This window comes from Pseudoalteromonas sp. L1 (genome assembly GCF_021728095.1).
Lineage (GTDB): Bacteria > Pseudomonadota > Gammaproteobacteria > Enterobacterales > Alteromonadaceae > Pseudoalteromonas.
In genome coordinates, this window is sequence record NZ_JAKKCT010000003.1 from 1 (window position 1) to 15,916 (window position 15,916).

General features: G+C 40.7%; 12 protein-coding genes, 8 tRNA genes and 1 rRNA gene. 4 read left to right on the forward strand and 17 right to left on the reverse strand.

Annotated elements, in window-relative coordinates; all coding sequences use genetic code 11:
• Nucleotides 1-117: ribosomal RNA gene (locus L3V38_RS10040) — 16S ribosomal RNA — on the reverse strand; the annotation flags it as partial.
• A 590-nt stretch (nucleotides 118-707) separates the two neighbouring features.
• On the opposite strand from L3V38_RS10040, the gene L3V38_RS10045 reads away from it, so the two are divergent.
• A complete protein-coding gene (locus L3V38_RS10045; protein WP_130151452.1) occupies nucleotides 708-2,126 on the forward strand; it encodes a sodium:alanine symporter family protein in 1,419 nt (472 codons plus the stop codon).
• 17 nt (nucleotides 2,127-2,143) lie between these two features.
• On the opposite strand, the gene L3V38_RS10050 is transcribed toward L3V38_RS10045, so the two are convergent.
• From L3V38_RS10050 to L3V38_RS10110, 13 genes are all read right to left on the reverse strand, one after another.
• Nucleotides 2,144-2,590 (reverse strand): hypothetical protein, encoded by a 447-nt coding sequence (locus L3V38_RS10050; protein WP_237119339.1) that lies wholly within the window; start codon nucleotides 2,588-2,590, stop codon nucleotides 2,144-2,146.
• Between the two features lie 146 nt (nucleotides 2,591-2,736).
• Nucleotides 2,737-2,823, reverse strand: a tRNA-Leu gene (locus tag L3V38_RS10055).
• Between the two features lie 35 nt (nucleotides 2,824-2,858).
• Nucleotides 2,859-2,932: transfer RNA gene (locus L3V38_RS10060), tRNA-Cys, on the reverse strand.
• Between the two features lie 18 nt (nucleotides 2,933-2,950).
• Nucleotides 2,951-3,026 (reverse strand) — tRNA-Gly (locus L3V38_RS10065).
• A gap of 110 nt (nucleotides 3,027-3,136) precedes the next feature.
• Nucleotides 3,137-3,223, reverse strand: a tRNA-Leu gene (locus tag L3V38_RS10070).
• Between the two features lie 39 nt (nucleotides 3,224-3,262).
• Nucleotides 3,263-3,338, reverse strand: a tRNA-Gly gene (locus L3V38_RS10075).
• Nucleotides 3,339-3,406: 68 nt separating this feature from the next.
• Nucleotides 3,407-3,493, reverse strand: a tRNA-Leu gene (locus L3V38_RS10080).
• A 34-nt stretch (nucleotides 3,494-3,527) separates the two neighbouring features.
• Nucleotides 3,528-3,601, reverse strand: a tRNA-Cys gene (locus L3V38_RS10085).
• A gap of 12 nt (nucleotides 3,602-3,613) precedes the next feature.
• Nucleotides 3,614-3,689, reverse strand: a tRNA-Gly gene (locus L3V38_RS10090).
• 139 nt (nucleotides 3,690-3,828) lie between these two features.
• Nucleotides 3,829-4,374, reverse strand: a complete 546-nt coding sequence (gene pgsA / locus L3V38_RS10095; RefSeq protein ID WP_062570777.1) for a CDP-diacylglycerol--glycerol-3-phosphate 3-phosphatidyltransferase — start codon at nucleotides 4,372-4,374, stop codon at nucleotides 3,829-3,831.
• 41 nt (nucleotides 4,375-4,415) lie between these two features.
• Nucleotides 4,416-6,239, reverse strand: a complete 1,824-nt coding sequence (uvrC, locus tag L3V38_RS10100) for an excinuclease ABC subunit UvrC (RefSeq protein ID WP_062570776.1) — start codon at nucleotides 6,237-6,239, stop codon at nucleotides 4,416-4,418.
• A gap of 8 nt (nucleotides 6,240-6,247) precedes the next feature.
• Nucleotides 6,248-6,898 carry a UvrY/SirA/GacA family response regulator transcription factor gene (gene uvrY, locus L3V38_RS10105; protein WP_062570775.1) on the reverse strand — a complete coding sequence of 217 codons (651 nt, stop codon included), beginning with the start codon at nucleotides 6,896-6,898 and terminating at the stop codon, nucleotides 6,248-6,250.
• A 107-nt stretch (nucleotides 6,899-7,005) separates the two neighbouring features.
• Nucleotides 7,006-8,157 (reverse strand): dicarboxylate/amino acid:cation symporter, encoded by a 1,152-nt coding sequence (locus tag L3V38_RS10110; protein WP_130151449.1) that lies wholly within the window; start codon nucleotides 8,155-8,157, stop codon nucleotides 7,006-7,008.
• Between the two features lie 410 nt (nucleotides 8,158-8,567).
• On the opposite strand from L3V38_RS10110, the gene cysK reads away from it, so the two are divergent.
• Nucleotides 8,568-9,536 (forward strand): cysteine synthase A, encoded by a 969-nt coding sequence (cysK, locus tag L3V38_RS10115; protein WP_237119340.1) that lies wholly within the window; start codon nucleotides 8,568-8,570, stop codon nucleotides 9,534-9,536.
• A gap of 148 nt (nucleotides 9,537-9,684) precedes the next feature.
• Nucleotides 9,685-10,125, forward strand: coding sequence for a hypothetical protein (locus tag L3V38_RS10120; protein ID WP_130151447.1), 441 nt, complete (start codon nucleotides 9,685-9,687; stop codon nucleotides 10,123-10,125).
• Between the two features lie 46 nt (nucleotides 10,126-10,171).
• On the opposite strand, the gene L3V38_RS10125 is transcribed toward L3V38_RS10120, so the two are convergent.
• On the reverse strand, nucleotides 10,172-12,451 hold the full coding sequence (locus L3V38_RS10125) for an acyl-CoA dehydrogenase (RefSeq protein WP_237119341.1): 2,280 nt from the start codon (nucleotides 12,449-12,451) through the stop codon (nucleotides 10,172-10,174).
• 168 nt (nucleotides 12,452-12,619) lie between these two features.
• Here L3V38_RS10125 and L3V38_RS10130 point away from each other — a divergent pair, with 168 nt between their 5' ends.
• Entirely contained in the window at nucleotides 12,620-14,470 is a 1,851-nt protein-coding gene (locus L3V38_RS10130) for a M2 family metallopeptidase (RefSeq protein ID WP_237119342.1), read from the forward strand.
• Between the two features lie 57 nt (nucleotides 14,471-14,527).
• Here the strand turns inward: L3V38_RS10130 and L3V38_RS10135 are convergent, their stop codons facing one another.
• Together L3V38_RS10135 and L3V38_RS10140 are read right to left on the reverse strand one after the other, a co-directional pair.
• Nucleotides 14,528-15,322: a putative porin gene (locus tag L3V38_RS10135; RefSeq protein WP_062570770.1), complete on the reverse strand. Its 795-nt coding sequence runs from the start codon at nucleotides 15,320-15,322 to the stop codon at nucleotides 14,528-14,530.
• 218 nt (nucleotides 15,323-15,540) lie between these two features.
• Nucleotides 15,541-15,915 carry a PH domain-containing protein gene (locus tag L3V38_RS10140; protein ID WP_237119343.1) on the reverse strand — a complete coding sequence of 125 codons (375 nt, stop codon included), beginning with the start codon at nucleotides 15,913-15,915 and terminating at the stop codon, nucleotides 15,541-15,543.
• Between the last annotated feature and the right edge of the window lies 1 nt (nucleotide 15,916).

Sequence of the window (15,916 nt, forward strand, 5' to 3'; positions counted from 1 at the left end):
CTCACCCGTCCGCCGCTCGACGCCAAAGGAGCAAGCTCCTCTTCGTTTCCGCTCGACTTGCATGTGTTAGGCCTGCCGCCAGCGTTCAATCTGAGCCATGATCAAACTCTTCAATTAAAAGTTTTTTCTGTCCCGAAGGACATGCTCAATGAATTCTGAATTTTGATATCTTTCGATATCGAATTGACTGTGCTGCAATAAATAAATTTATTGCCGTTGGTCACTCAGTTCAATTGAGACTCTAAATTTGTTTGCATCCCTACCGAAGTAGCTCTGCTGTTAGAACTCAACCTGTACGAGTGCCCACACAGATGATTGCTTTATATTGTTAAAGAACGTTGCGACGTTGTCGCTAGGGATGCGTATAATACATCCTTAAATTTTCGAGTCAACACTTAATTTCAAACTTTCTTTTTAGACCGTTTTAAACCGAAGTTTTACTTAACTCTCTGTCACTTTGCTCAGCGCTTTTCATTGCTGCCCGCCGTGTCAGTGGATGCGCATTATAGGGATGCGAAGAATTAACGCAAGCACTTTTTGAAGGTTTTTTTGATTATTTTTAAATTACTTAGATACCCACTAAATGCAAACAAGTTACACACAGCAAGTTGTGGATAACGTGAGTTTTTTAACAGAATAACTAAACTCTCCTCTCTTGTTATGGTAAGTTTCGCCGCAGATTCCACTCGCTCACAAGGCAAGAAAAAATGACAGATATTATAAATAGTATAAGTGGCCTTCTTTGGGGCCACATTCTGGTTTACCTATTAATAGCTGCGGGGCTATTTTTTACACTTCGACTTGGCTTTATCCAATTCACCCAATTTCCTCATATGGTCAAAGTGATGTTCCAAAGTCGCAAAGGGTGTGGTGAAGGTATTTCTTCATTTCAAGCATTTTGTACTTCCCTAGCAGCTCGAGTTGGCACGGGTAATATGGCAGGCGTGGCCGTTGCACTTTATTTAGGTGGCGCTGGGGCTATATTTTGGATGTGGCTGATTGCACTAATAGGAATGGCGACCAGTTTTGCCGAAAGCACACTTGCACAAGCCTATAAAACCGTCGATGAAGAGGGTAACTTTCGCGGTGGCCCTGCTTATTATATGGAATACGGTTTAGGTAAGCGCTGGATGGGCGTTATTTTTTCACTTTGCTTAATTTTAGCTTTCGGTCTTGTCTTTAATGCTGTTCAATCAAACTCTATTGCAGCAGCCTTCGAAGTTGCATTTGGAATCCCTAATTATATAGTTGGTATCTCGCTTGTTCTTGGCTCTGGCATTATTATCTTCGGTGGGTTAAGAACAATCTCTCGATTTGCAGAAATGGTCGTGCCTTTTATGGCTCTAGCCTACTTCCTCGTCGCTCTTTATGTTTGTATAAGTAACTACAATTTATTACCTGATGTATTTATGCATGTAATAAATAGCGCATTTGGCATTGAGCAAGCAGGCGCTGGTGCTATTGGTTATGGTGTAATGCAGGCAATGATCCAAGGTATTAAACGTGGTCTGTTTTCTAATGAGGCAGGTATGGGTAGTGCGGCAAACGCCGCAGCGACTGCTACACCCAACCCTCCTCACCCTGCTTCTCAAGGTTACGTACAAATGCTAGGTGTATTTGTTGATACTATTATCATATGTAGCGCTACTGCGGCACTGATTTTATTATCCCAACAACTGATACCTGATTCAGGAGTGACTGGTATTGCATTAACACAAGCAGCACTAGAGGAGCATGTTGGCAGTTGGGGCGCAACTTTTATTGCTGTGGCAATTTTGTTTTTTGCATTTACCTCTATTGTTGCAAATTATTCTTATGCTGAAACTAATTTATTGTTCTTAGAACATAATCATGCAGCTGGTATGTTAGTTTTTAGATTACTTGTTCTTGGAATGGTCATGTTTGGTGCACTAGGCGAGTTGCCAATCGTGTGGACCCTTGCGGATATTTCAATGGGACTAATGGCTATTGTAAACGTAATAGCACTATTCATGTTATCTGGAGTCGTTATTTGGTTAGCTAAGGATTACAATACTCAACGCAAAGCGGGTAAGTTACCTACTTTTGATCCTTCGCAAAACAAAAAACTGGATCAAACAATTCCTAAAGGCGCGTGGCGCAAATAATTTAGTTTAATAAGTAGTTAATTGGGGAGCGCTTGCGCTCCCTTTTTTGTATTTGCTAACTTTTCAAAGACAGATAATATGAATGTCGTCTGCTGCTCGTTGAGTTTAGCTTTAAGTTGCTGTGCAAGCTGTTCTTTAATTTGCTCTTTTAATACTTGTTTTTGCTCAAAGGATAATAATGACTGTGTTTGTTGCTGATAAGATTGTACGGCAGTCAGCATATCCATCACTACGTCATTATCAAAATCGGTTAGCGCCGCTTTAGCATTACTAATAGCCTGTTCTGATTTATCGAAAACAGTCGATACTTTTTCAACTAACACATTAACTTCATGAATTTTAAGTACGTCATTAATGTTCGACATAATAATTGCGATAGGAATAAGCACTAATGAAATTGCTAAGCAAACCCCAAACACTGCGCCTACCCAAAACTGATTTAAGCCCCGTTTAAATTGCTCCATTGTCTTTCCTTGATTCTATTTATTGAGTTCAGTTGTACTTAAAAAAGACTTAGGAAACTATAGAGCTATTTTGGCAATAAAAAAATAAGTTGATGAGATTATTAAAAGAAATATAAATGAAATAGGAAAGAGGTATTTTATATAGATGGTGCCCGGGGCCGGACTTGAACCGGCACGTCCTTACGAACGAGGGATTTTAAATCCCTTGTGTCTACCAATTCCACCACCCGGGCATCGGGTTGCTCATATGAGCGTGTGGAGTATTATATGGAGGCGGAACCCGGAGTCGAACCGAGGTAGACGGATTTGCAATCCGCTGCATGGCCACTCTGCCATTCCGCCTTATCGCTTCCAAATAATTGGAGCGGCACACGAGGCTCGAACTCGTGACCTCAACCTTGGCAAGGTTGCGCTCTACCAACTGAGCTAGTGCCGCAAATTTGTTTTTGTCAGTGTTTTGTCCGTTGTTGCACAACCTTAAAGGTTGCGATGATAACGTTCTGCAACTGAACTAGTGCCGCAAATTTAAATTAGTTACCACTTAAATGGTGCCCGGGGCCGGACTTGAACCGGCACGTCCTTACGAACGAGGGATTTTAAATCCCTTGTGTCTACCAATTCCACCACCCGGGCATCGGGTTTGCTATTTAAAGCAAGTGGATAAAGCTAATATGGAGCGGCACACGAGGCTCGAACTCGTGACCTCAACCTTGGCAAGGTTGCGCTCTACCAACTGAGCTAGTGCCGCATCATATTAACTCTAAGGTTAAATCTAAAAGTTTTAAAACTACACTTGGTGTTGCAGTTAACCACAAATGGTGCCCGGGGCCGGACTTGAACCGGCACGTCCTTACGAACGAGGGATTTTAAATCCCTTGTGTCTACCAATTCCACCACCCGGGCATCGGGTTGCTCTTAGAGCGCGTGGAGTGTTGAATGGAGGCGGAACCCGGAGTCGAACCGAGGTAGACGGATTTGCAATCCGCTGCATGGCCACTCTGCCATTCCGCCAAGCTAGATAATTGGAGCGGCACACGAGGCTCGAACTCGTGACCTCAACCTTGGCAAGGTTGCGCTCTACCAACTGAGCTAGTGCCGCTTTCTTTATCTTGGGGGCTATGCCCTCTCAACACGGACGCATTCTACAGAGATTATTAAACGCGTCAATATAAAAAATGCTAGTTTTGAACTGTTTGCTTATTTTTTATCTAAAACGGTGTGTAATTAGACGTTTAGGATCAATTTTTGGTCAACTCAGACCACGCAGCCATCAAATATTGCAACATAGAACTAAGCGTTAACAGTGTCGCGATATATAAAAGCCCATAACTTAAGTAGATCATCCAAGTGTCAAATTGCCAAATTAAGCCAATAATCGCTAGCATTTGTGCGGCGGTCTTGAATTTGCCCATATTTGATACGGCCACATTGTCGCGTTTACCCTGCTCGGCCATCCATTCACGCAGTGCAGAAATAACAATTTCACGACTAATAATAACAAGTGCAGGTATTGTCATATATAAGCTCTGATAGTGACTAGAAAGCGCTACAAGTGCTGCGCAAACCATTACTTTATCGGCGACAGGATCTAAGAAAGCACCAAAAGGTGTTGACTGATCAAGTCGACGAGCTAAGTAGCCATCAAGAATATCAGTGATTGACGCAAGCCAGAATACAAATGCCGCTGCGAAAAACGCCCATGAGAATGGCAAATAAAAAATCACCAAAAAAATAGGGATTAGAAAAAGTCTAAAGGTTGTGAGTGTGTTTGGAATATTCCACATAACTACTTGGAGATGTCTTTTTTTCTATATTCGCATGAAGGCTACGCCTTGTCATGCAAATGATTAAATATCTTCTCAGCCATTTCAGGGCTGATCCCAGGAACTTGTTTTAATTGTTCTATATTAGCAGCTTTTACCCCTTGCATGCCCCCTAAATATTTTAAAATTGATTGACGACGCTTTTGCCCTACCCCAGAAATCTCTTCGAGTAGTGATTGAGTTCGCTGTTTTTGTCTTTTATTACGGTGACCTGCAATAGCAAAACGGTGTGATTCATCACGAATATGTTGAATTAAATGAAGAGCCGGCGCATCTGAATCAAGTGGAATTGTTTTGCGTCCTCCATCTATGAGTAAAGTTTCTAACCCTGGTTTTCGGCTAGTCCCTTTTGCAACACCCACTAACAGAGGCATTTTATTATGCGGCCACGTTTCAAAATACTGTTCAGCACGAGACAGTTGACCTTTACCACCATCGATGAAAATAACATCGGGTATTTTTTCTTCGTCGACTACTTTGTTGTAGCGCTTATTTAATGCAAACTCCATGGCGGCATAGTCATCTCCACCAGTAATCCCCGTTACATTAAAACGGCGATATTCTTTATTATTGGGTCCTTGCGAATCAAACACAACACAACTTGCAACCGTGTTCTCACCCATTGTATGACTGATGTCAAAACATTCCATGCGATTAATATCGTCAAGGCGTAACGTTTCTTTTAATTGCGCATAGCGTTTATTAATTGAGTCTTGGGTACTTTGTTTTACACTGATGCTATTTAATGCATTTTTGTTAGCTAGCTTTAGATACTGTGCCCGCTCACCTCGATTGGCAACTTTTAAGCTCACTTTGCGCTCTGAAATAGCGGTAAGTGCCTCACTTAAAGGCTCACCCTCTTCAATACTAAACGGTAATATAATTTCTTTGGCAATACGCCCTGTTGCACCAGGCGCTAAATAATACTGGCCTAAGAAAGAAGTCAAAATTTCTTCTTGTCCTGAATCCTTTGGCACTTTTGGAAAGTAGGTTTTACTACCCAGCACTTTATGGTCGCGGATCATTAATAAGTGAACGGCATTTAAACCATTCAGATGAGCAAAGCCCACAACGTCCATTTCAGCATGATTGCCTGAAATAGATTGTTGTTCCTGCATTTTCCTAAGTAGCATTATTTGATCGCGCACTTTTGCAGCTAATTCAAATTTCAGCTCTTTACTGGCTTGCTCCATCTTAGCAATCAAGTCAGCAATGACTTCATGTGATTTACCCAATAAAAATTTACGAACAAAATCAACTTCTTGCTTGTATTCTTCATCAGAAACTTTATTAACACAGGGTGCAGAACAACGCTTCAATTGGTATTGAAGGCAAGGACGACTTCTAGCTCGATAATAAGCATCTTCACATTGTCGAACAGGGAAGATCTTTTGCATTAACCGCAAGCTTTCGGATACGGCACCTGCACTGGGAAAAGGCCCAAAATACTCGCCTTTAATTTTGCGACTACCGCGGTGAAAAGCTAAGCGTGGATGTTTATGATCAGTCAGTAAAATATACGGATATGATTTATCATCTCGCAGTAAAATATTGTAGCGAGGCTGATATTTTTTTATTAGATTATTTTCAAGTAATAGAGCTTCGGTTTCGGTATTAGTTAGAGTGACTTCAATACCACAAATATTACTTACTAAGACACGGGTTTTACTATCAGTAACATTACTGCGGAAATAACTGCTAACACGCTTTTTTAGGCTTTTAGCCTTCCCCACATAAATTACTTGCCCTTCATTATCAAGCATCCTGTAGACACCAGGTTCGCTTGATAATGTTTTAAGAAAGCGGGCAGAATCGAAATCAGACATTGAGCAAATTAATGCGAACTATCAATATCGATCATTTTATGGCGGATCGCTAAATGAGTTAGCTCTACATCACCACCCACATTAAGCTTTTCAAACATGCGGTAGCGATAACTATTCACTGTTTTTGAACTGAGGTTAAGACGGTCAGCGATATCTTGCGCTTTTTCACCTTTAGTAATCATTAACATAATTTGTAACTCACGCTCAGATAAACTCTGAAACGGATTTTCATCTGTTCGACCACTAACCTGTGCAAGTGCAATTTGCTGTGCTATTTCTGGTGCGATGTACCTTTGCCCAGCATTTACAGCACGAATCGCATTAACCATTTCATCTGAACCTGCCCCTTTGGTTAGGTAACCATGAGCACCAATCTGCATCACTTTACTAGGGAATGGGTCTTCGCAATGCACAGTAAGTACGATTATTTTTACGTCTGGGCAATAACGACAGATTTTCTTCGTTGCTTCTAACCCGCCTATACCTGGCATATTCATGTCCATTAACACTATATCAGGTGAATTTTGACGGCAAAATTGTACTGCTTCTTCACCGGTTTTAGCTTCACCAACCACTTTAAAACCACGAACATCATCAAGTATACGTCTGATCCCTGTCCGTACAAGTTCATGGTCATCAACTAAAAGTACATTAATCAATGGAACACCCTCGAATAACCCAAATATATGCTTTCGCACAATTTAATGTGCCACATTAGCACAGAAACAGCGAAACGATAAATCAAATATCGCCTCGCAAATTAATTTTATGACGAGGCTTTCTCGCTAAAGCGATCAACCCACAATGCAATAATACCATCGCCTGTAACATTACAAGCAGTACCAAAGCTATCTTGCGCTAAATATAGTGCAATCATTAATGCAACGGCGCCTTCATTGAAGCCAAGCATACTGGTTAAAAGCCCCAATGCTGACATCACTGCGCCACCTGGTGCACCTGGTGCTGCAATCATGACGACACCTAACATCATAATAAATGGCAACATGCCGAATAATGATGGCACATCCATATTCGGTGACAAAAACATAACGGCTAATGCGCAAGTAACTATCGTAATAGTTGAGCCTGATAAATGGATGGTTGCACACAATGGTACAGTAAAGTTTGCAACATCTTCTTTTACATTATTTGCTTTGCTCGCACGTAATGAAACTGGAATCGTTGCAGCACTCGACATTGTCCCTAAAGCAGTAAAATAAGCTGGAAGCATATTTTTTACAAGTTCTATTGGATTACGTTTTAATAAAAGACCGGTACTAACATATAAAACTGTTAACCATAACCAGTGCATAATCAGTGCAGCGAGTAAGACAATACCAAACGTTTGTAGTGTATCAACGACTGTGCCTGCAACGGTCATTTCAGCAAAAACACCTGCAATATAAAAAGGAAGCGCGGGGATAATAACTTTTGCTAACAAGCCATCAATTACATCGCGTCCTTGGTCTGACACTTTTTTTAATGTATCAAGTTGCAGTTGACTCATGCCAATACCAAACACAAATGCAGTAGCCAAGGCTGTCATAACCCCCATAAGAGGAGGAATTTCTAAATCGATAAAGCTTCCTACTTCAGTCGCAATTTCTGCTTCGTAGGTTAAGCCACCGTCAAACAACGGAATAATCGTACTAACTAGTAAGAATGCAAGTGTGCCCGCAATAATAGTCGAGCCATAAGCAAACCCTACTGTTTTACCAAGCAAGTGACCTGAGCCCTTGGGTAAGCCTGCAATACCTGATGCAATAAAGAATAAAATGATCAACGGTATCGTAAAGGTAATCAACTGACCTATTATTTCTTTTACTGTATAAAGGAGTTCAACACCTGTTAATGGCACATATAGTCCCACTAAGATACCAGCAACAATGCCAGCAATTAACTTTAGAATTAAATTCATAACGATCACTTCAATTTTTAGGTGGTAATCTTTTACCACGTTTTGATTTACTTTTGTTATAAAACAGCCAAATTTACGTTTGATTGCGCAATTTACCATCACAACTGGCAAGAATCTAATTTGAAAATTGATCTCAGTTATAATTGTTGAATTAAATACATGCCAAGTGATTGCCCATTTGAAGAAGCCGAACTAATCACTCTCTTAATTCTTCAAGCGTAAAAACTCCCCCGACTATGTGGCAGCTCTGATGATTTTTGGCTTATTCCTAAAAGCTATAAGCCTATTCGCTATATGTTATAGCCAAACTTTACTTTCGTTTTTTATTTGGCGAAGTAAAGTGTGACTATTACAGATCGGTAGCCTAAGCTATTTGATCACGATTGATAAATTGCTTCCAAGGGAACACTATGTCTAACATTTTTGAAGATAATTCATTAACGATTGGCAATACGCCAATTGTAAAGCTTAATCGCGTTACCTCAGGTAATGTTTTCGCTAAAGTAGAATCACGTAACCCAAGCTTCAGTGTTAAATGCCGCATTGGCGCTTCAATGATCTGGGAAGCAGAAAAGTCAGGTGTTTTAACGAAAGAAAAAGAGTTAATCGAACCGACATCTGGTAATACAGGTATTGCTCTTGCCTTTGTTGCTGCTTCGCGTGGTTATAAATTGACACTGACCATGCCCAATACAATGAGCTTAGAACGTCGTAAGCTATTAAAAGCATTGGGCGCCAACTTAGTCTTAACAGATGGCGCTAAAGGCATGAATGGTGCTATTGAAAAAGCAAAAGAAATTCAAGCGAGTGAGCCTGAAAAATACATTCTTTTACAACAATTTGAAAACCCAGCTAACCCGAAAATTCACTTTGAAACAACGGGTCCTGAAATCTACGAAGCAATGGATGGTAAAATCGACATTTTCGTAGCAGGTGTCGGCACGGGCGGTACTATTACAGGTGTAAGCCGCTACCTTAAACTAGAAAAAGGTTTAAATGTTCAATCTGTTGCTGTTGAGCCAACAAACTCACCTGTTATTAGCCAAACTTTAGCAGGTGAAGAAATCAAACCTGGTCCTCATAAAATTCAAGGTATCGGTGCAGGCTTTATCCCAGGTAACTTAGACCTAGAAGTTGTTGATGCTGCTGAGCAAGTATCAAATGAAGATGCGATTGCAATGGCGCATGAGCTAATGAAAAATGAAGGTATCTTGGTAGGTATTTCATCTGGTGCAGCAGTTGTTGCGGCAAAACGACTTGCAGAAAAACCTGAAAATGCAGGTAAGAATATTGTGGTAATTTTACCAAGTGCGACAGAGCGTTATTTATCAAGCCCATTATTTGCTGAAGAATTCAGTGACAAAGAGCTTGTTCAATAAACAGCTTAATTAAGATAAAAAAGGATGCATATTGCATCCTTTTTTATTATAAAATAAAAATAAACCAACCTAAAACACCTAACCTCCTTTACAAGAAAGTTATTTAGTCACACACTAAAGGCAAATTATATTTTCTAAACCATGAACAATGAAAAAAATACTTTTTATTTGTGCCCTACTAAGCAGTGTTCTACTGCTCGGATGCGGGCCTGAAGATGCTCCGAAAGGTGAAAAAAATACTCCAGGAGTAACGGCAACACTCTTCTTTGACGCTTTATATAATAAACAAGATTTAAACTTAGCGACCCAATATGCAACGCCAAAAATGGCGCGGATTATGAAATCTTATGGTACCGCTAACCAGTTTGCCCGTAATTTGGTTAATATGCAGTACGATGAAGTCGTGATCGAAGTCGACATGACGAATATGAGTTTGCGAGAGCAGTACGGTGATAAAGCCAATATCAACCTTATTTTCACTGGCTACTTCAATGGCAAAAAAATTGATGATATGCGTAGCGTTAAAATGATACGTAAGAAAGGTGATTGGTATATTGAAAAAATTAACCCCGACCCTTTTGCTAGATAAGTGAAGACAAAAAAGCCTTGCTAAGCAAGGCTTTTTAATGAACGCATTAAAGTTCGCCAGGCGCGAAATTATCCACAGCGATTGCTTGCTTACGTAGCGCATTTGCTTCACTCATACGCTCAGCGACTGTTGCATTAATTAAGTTTTTCTCAGCAGCTTCGACGATAGCATCCTCAAGCTCTAGATTACGAGAAATCGAGCCTTCTTTTTGCCATTTTCGTAATTGTTTAAAGTCTTCCTGCGTATCTATCATAGCTAAGAACGCATTTTCCATTACACCAGTTCCCGCTTTATCATCGATATAGCATAAATGGGTTAATCTGTCCCTAAATACACCGGGGTTACTCATGTGCTCACACATAGTTTGTGCTAGCTCATCACTTGGGCGATGGTAATGGTTACCTAATGGGAAAACGATACGTTTCAGTAAAAAGTTAACAATCGGGTTCGAAAAGTTTTTGAAAAAGCCATCAAATGCTTGGCCAATGCTATAAAGCGAATGTTCTACAGCATATTGAACAAACGGTAAATCGGCTTGTTGACGCCCTTCATCTTCGTAACGCTTCAGAACACATGAGGCGAGATATAAGTGGCTCAGTACATCGCCTAAACGCGCCGATATCATCTCTTTGCGTTTTAACTCGCCACCCAATACCAACATAGCAACATCAGTACAAAATGCTAAGCCTCGACTCATTCGGCTCAACTGTTTGTAATAATGACTTGTCACTCCACACACTGGAGATTTAGCAAAGTAACTGCGTGTTAAACCATGTACAAAAGCCATACCCGCATTGCTTGTTGCAAACAAAATATGCTGTAGCAGTAATGAATCAAACTCTTTCAGTGCAAGGTCATGATCTTCCATTGCAGCGGCTTCCATTTCTTTTAAAACAAATGGGTGGCAACGAGTCGCACCTTGACCAAAAATCATCAAATTACGAGTAAGAATATTTGCCCCTTCGACGGTGATCGATACAGGGATCCCCATGTAACCATGAGCAAGATAGTTATTAGGACCTACTTGAATGCCCTTGCCTGAATGAATATCCATGGCATCGTTCATTACAGTGCGACCCATTTCTGTCATATGATATTTAGCAATGGCAGTCACGACTGATGGACTCAGTTTTAAGTCTATGGCACCAGCGGTCATTAACCTTGCAGATTCAAGGGTGTATGTTAAACCACCGATACGCGCAAGCGCTTCTTGCACGCCTTCGAATTGCCCAATCGATACACCGAATTGTTGCCTTACGGTCGCATACGCCGATGTCATACGTGATGCAAGGTGGCCTGTTGCAGTGCTGAGTGCCGGCAGCGAAATACCACGACCTGCACTTAAGCACTCAACCAACATGCGCCAACCTCGACCAGCCCCCTTTTCGCCACCAATGATCCAATCAAGTGGAATAAAGACATCTTTACCATAGGTTGTGCCATTCATAAATGCCATATTGAGAGGATAATGACGCTCACCCGTTTGCACACCTTCGTGATCAGTCGGAATAAGCGCACAAGTAATACCTAACTCTTTTTTATCGCCCAACAGACCATCAGGATCGTACATTTTAAATGCAAGACCAAGCACTGTAGCTATCGGTGCAAGGGTAATGTAGCGTTTTGACCAATTGAGCTTTAAACCGATTACTTCTTCACCATTATGCATGCCCATGCAAACAATGCCAGTATCGGGAATACTACCGGCATCCGACCCTGCCTCTGGGCCAGTTAACGCAAAACAAGGCACATCATCACCTTTAGCTAAGCTTGGCAACCAGCGCTCTTGTTGCTCTTTAGTTCCGTAATGCAGCAATAGCTCACCTGGGCCTAAACTGTTTGGTACCATCACGGTTACTGCTGCCGTTAAACTTTTGGTTGCAATTTTTGATACGATGGTCGAATTAGCAATGGCTGAAAATTCACGTCCACCAAATTCTTCAGGAATGATTAACGCAAAAAAACCTTCTTTCTTTAAATATTCCCAGACTTCTTTTGGTAGGTCTTTATCTTTTTGAACAATTTGATAATCGTCAAGCATAGCAAGTAACGTCTCAACCTGCTTACTCATAAATGCGCGTTCTTTATCACTGAGTTCAGGTTTAGGAAAACTATGTAGTTTCTGCCAGTCAGGGTTGCCACTAAATAGCTCACCATCCCACCACACGTCACCCGCTTCCATGGCTTCACGTTCTGTCTGTGATAAGGGGGGTAATACTTTTTTAAACATACTAAACGTAGGTCGAGTGATCAGATTAATGCGAATATCTTTTACAGCAAAAATCACAATCACAGCAACCAGTAACAGAATGATTACGGTCGTCATTATGCAATCCTTTTATTTAAATTAACTGTCTTCAAGTATGACTGATCGTGTAATAAATACAACGTAAGCCATGTCTCGTAAATTGTTCTCATCTACATAGTTTGTTGTTTATCAAGACGCTGCTATTATGCAGGGGCAATAAATAACAATAAACTTCTAGGGAACGTTATGAAAAAGACTCCATTTAAACTCAGTATGAGTGCTCTCATGGTGGCTAGTGCACTTGCACTTTCAGGCTGTAATGATGACGCTACAAATACCAAAACAGTTACGGCTGAAGTCAAAAAAAGTCAGGTGACGCCGCAAGATGCTGCTAAATTTATCGCCGATACAGAAAAAGAGTTAAGTGCGCTTTATTTAGAGGCTAGTCGCGCTGAGTGGATTTATGCCAACTTCATCACGCACGATACTGCAGAGTTATCTGCTGAGGTTAATCGCAAGATGACCGAAGCTGTTGTTCGTCTTGCTAATGAAGCTGCAAAATTCGATAGTTTAGAACTGGATTACGATGCGCGTCGTAAGCTAGATAAGCTAAAATTAGCGCTAACTTTGCCTGCCCCACAGGATGCTGAAAAAACAGCAAAACTCTCACAGTTAGTTGCTGAACTAGGTGGTATTTATGGTAAAGGTAAGTACTGTAAAGAAGATGGTAGCTGCTTAAGCCTTGGCGAGATGACCGCTAAAATGGCAACAAGCCGCAACTACAATGAACTACTGGATTTATGGCAAGGTTGGCGCCAAGTTTCCAAACCAATGCGTCCACTTTATGAACAACAAGTTGCGCTTACTAACGAAGGTGCTAAAGAGCTTGGCTATGCGGATACTGGCGCGATGTGGCGTAGTAAATACGATATGCCAGCGGATGATTTTGCAAAAGAACTTGACCGTATCTGGGGTCAAGTTAAACCGCTTTATGATTCATTACATTGTCATGTTCGTGCCAAGCTCGGTGAGAAGTATGGCGAAGATAAAGTCCCTCAAGACCAACCAATTCCTGCGCACCTTTTAGGTAATATGTGGGCACAAACATGGGGGAATATTTACGATGTAGTTGCACCGGAAAATGCAGATCCTGGCTACGACGTAACAGAGTTATTAGCAAAGCATGATTACGACGAGCTGAAAATGGTACGTGGCGCCGAGAAGTTCTTTACTTCAATGGGCTTTGCGCCATTACCTGACACTTTCTATGAACGCTCACTATTCACTAAACCACAAGATCGTGACGTACAGTGTCACGCTTCAGCATGGAATATAGATAGCAAAGATGACCTGCGTATCAAGATGTGTATTCAGCGTACCGGTGAGGAGTTCTCTGTTATTCACCACGAGTTAGGTCATAACTTCTACCAGCGCGCCTACAACACGCAACCTATTTATTATCAAGAAAGTGCGAACGATGGTTTCCATGAAGCCATTGGTGACACTATTGCGCTGTCTGTTACACCTGACTACTTAAAAGAGATTGGTTTATTAGACGAAGTGCCTGATGAATCAAAAGATATCGGTCTATTAATGAAAATGGCACTGGATAAAGTTGCTTTTATCCCATTTGGCTTATTAGTTGACCAATGGCGCTGGAAAGTGTTCTCAGGTGAAGTAACACCCGAAAATTACAACAAAGCATGGTGGGATCTACGTGAAAAATATCAAGGTGTTCAAGCGCCTATCGCACGTAGCGAAGCAGACTTCGATCCAGGTGCTAAGTATCACGTACCGGGTAACACCCCTTACACGCGTTATTTCCTAGCGCATATTTTACAATTCGACTTCCACAGAAGTTTATGTGAAATTGCTGGTAACAAAGAAGCGATTCATCGCTGTTCAGTGTATAACTCAAAAGAGGCTGGTGAAAAGCTGAATGCGATGTTAGAAATGGGTTCAAGTCGCCCATGGCAAGAAGCCCTTGCTACAATAACGGGGAAAGAAGAAATGGATGCAACAGCAATCTTGGATTACTTTGCGCCATTACAAAAATACCTTGATGAGCAAAATAAAGACCGTCAGTGCGGATGGTAAAATACTAAAAACTAAAAAGCCCGCATGATGCGGGCTTTTTTACAATCAAATTAATGATTAGAACTGTAAGCTTACGTTAGCAAAGTATGCATCGTAATCTGAGTCATCCCAGTTGTTACCGTAACCCGCTTTTAGGCCAACGTTTTTATTGAAGAAGTGTTGAGCACCAAAGCTGTAATCATCTTCTTTGTTAAACGTTACAAATACTGACGTTGCTTTAGAGAAATAGTAGTTAGAACCTAACTCCCATGAGCTACCATTATCATCTGTATCAGAGATTGTACCTTCAACTGTAAGGTAGTTACCTTGTTGAAGATCTACGAAGTATTTAGCATTTACTGCGCGGTAATCAAACTCATCATCAGCAGTTAAAGTAAAACCAATGTAATCAGTGCTGTTTAACTGATGGTTATACTTAAGATCAAACATTACTGAGTTGTCACCGTCTTCAACGTCAACGAAAGTCGCTTTTAATAATAAGTTTGGATTGAAGAAGTAACCAGCAGAAACGTTAAATACATCTGTGCTTGAGCCAAAATCAGAGTCATAGTTGTTGTAGCCAGCGCCGAATACAAAATCTTCTACAAAGTACTCACCACCTAAGCCTAATACATCACCAAAATCATCGTCTGAATAAGCACCATAAACGTTAGTCGTTTTGTTGATGTACTCAAACTGGTCGTAAGGACCCATAGTGTTCTTTGGTGCGAAGTAATAAATTGAATCAACACTTACTGTGTCATTGCCATCGGTGTCCGTATACCCTAAGTGGCTGATTGATTGATAACTGTCCGCAGCAGTCGCGGCAGTTGAAAGAAGCATACTCGAAATAATAACTGCTAACTTTTTCATAAACAGATTTCCCTATAAACATTGTTTTAATTGCTACAAAACTAGCCAAATGGCTAAGTTGGGCACATGCTAACGTGAGAAAACTGAACGGGAACTTAACTAACTCCTTGTTTTTAATCAACTAATTGTAATAAATTGTCGGTAAATGTAAAGAAAAAGTTGGCCCGAATTTTCAATTCAACACCAACTATATTATAAATCACTTTATTTTCATGGTGTTATAATGAAAATTCGCTAATTATTCTATAAACCTCATTAATGTTATCACCTGCTTTGAAGTCTTTGCTGATCGGAGTAGGATCTGACCCTACCCAAATTTTCAGCTCTGCATCTAAATCAAAATGCCCCGCGCTTTCTTTACTAAATTTAGTAATTTTTGAGTAAGCAATACTTAGCATTTCCACTTTAGACCCCGTAACACCTTGTTTATCAATAATAATCAATCTTTTATTGGTAAAGATAAACATATCACGGATCACCTTATAGGCCTTTTGCACTGTTTCACCCGCTATAAGCGTGTTGGCAAGTAATTCTTCTAGATCATCATTATCGACTTCGCTGGCATTACCCATTAATCCACGTAGTAAACCCATA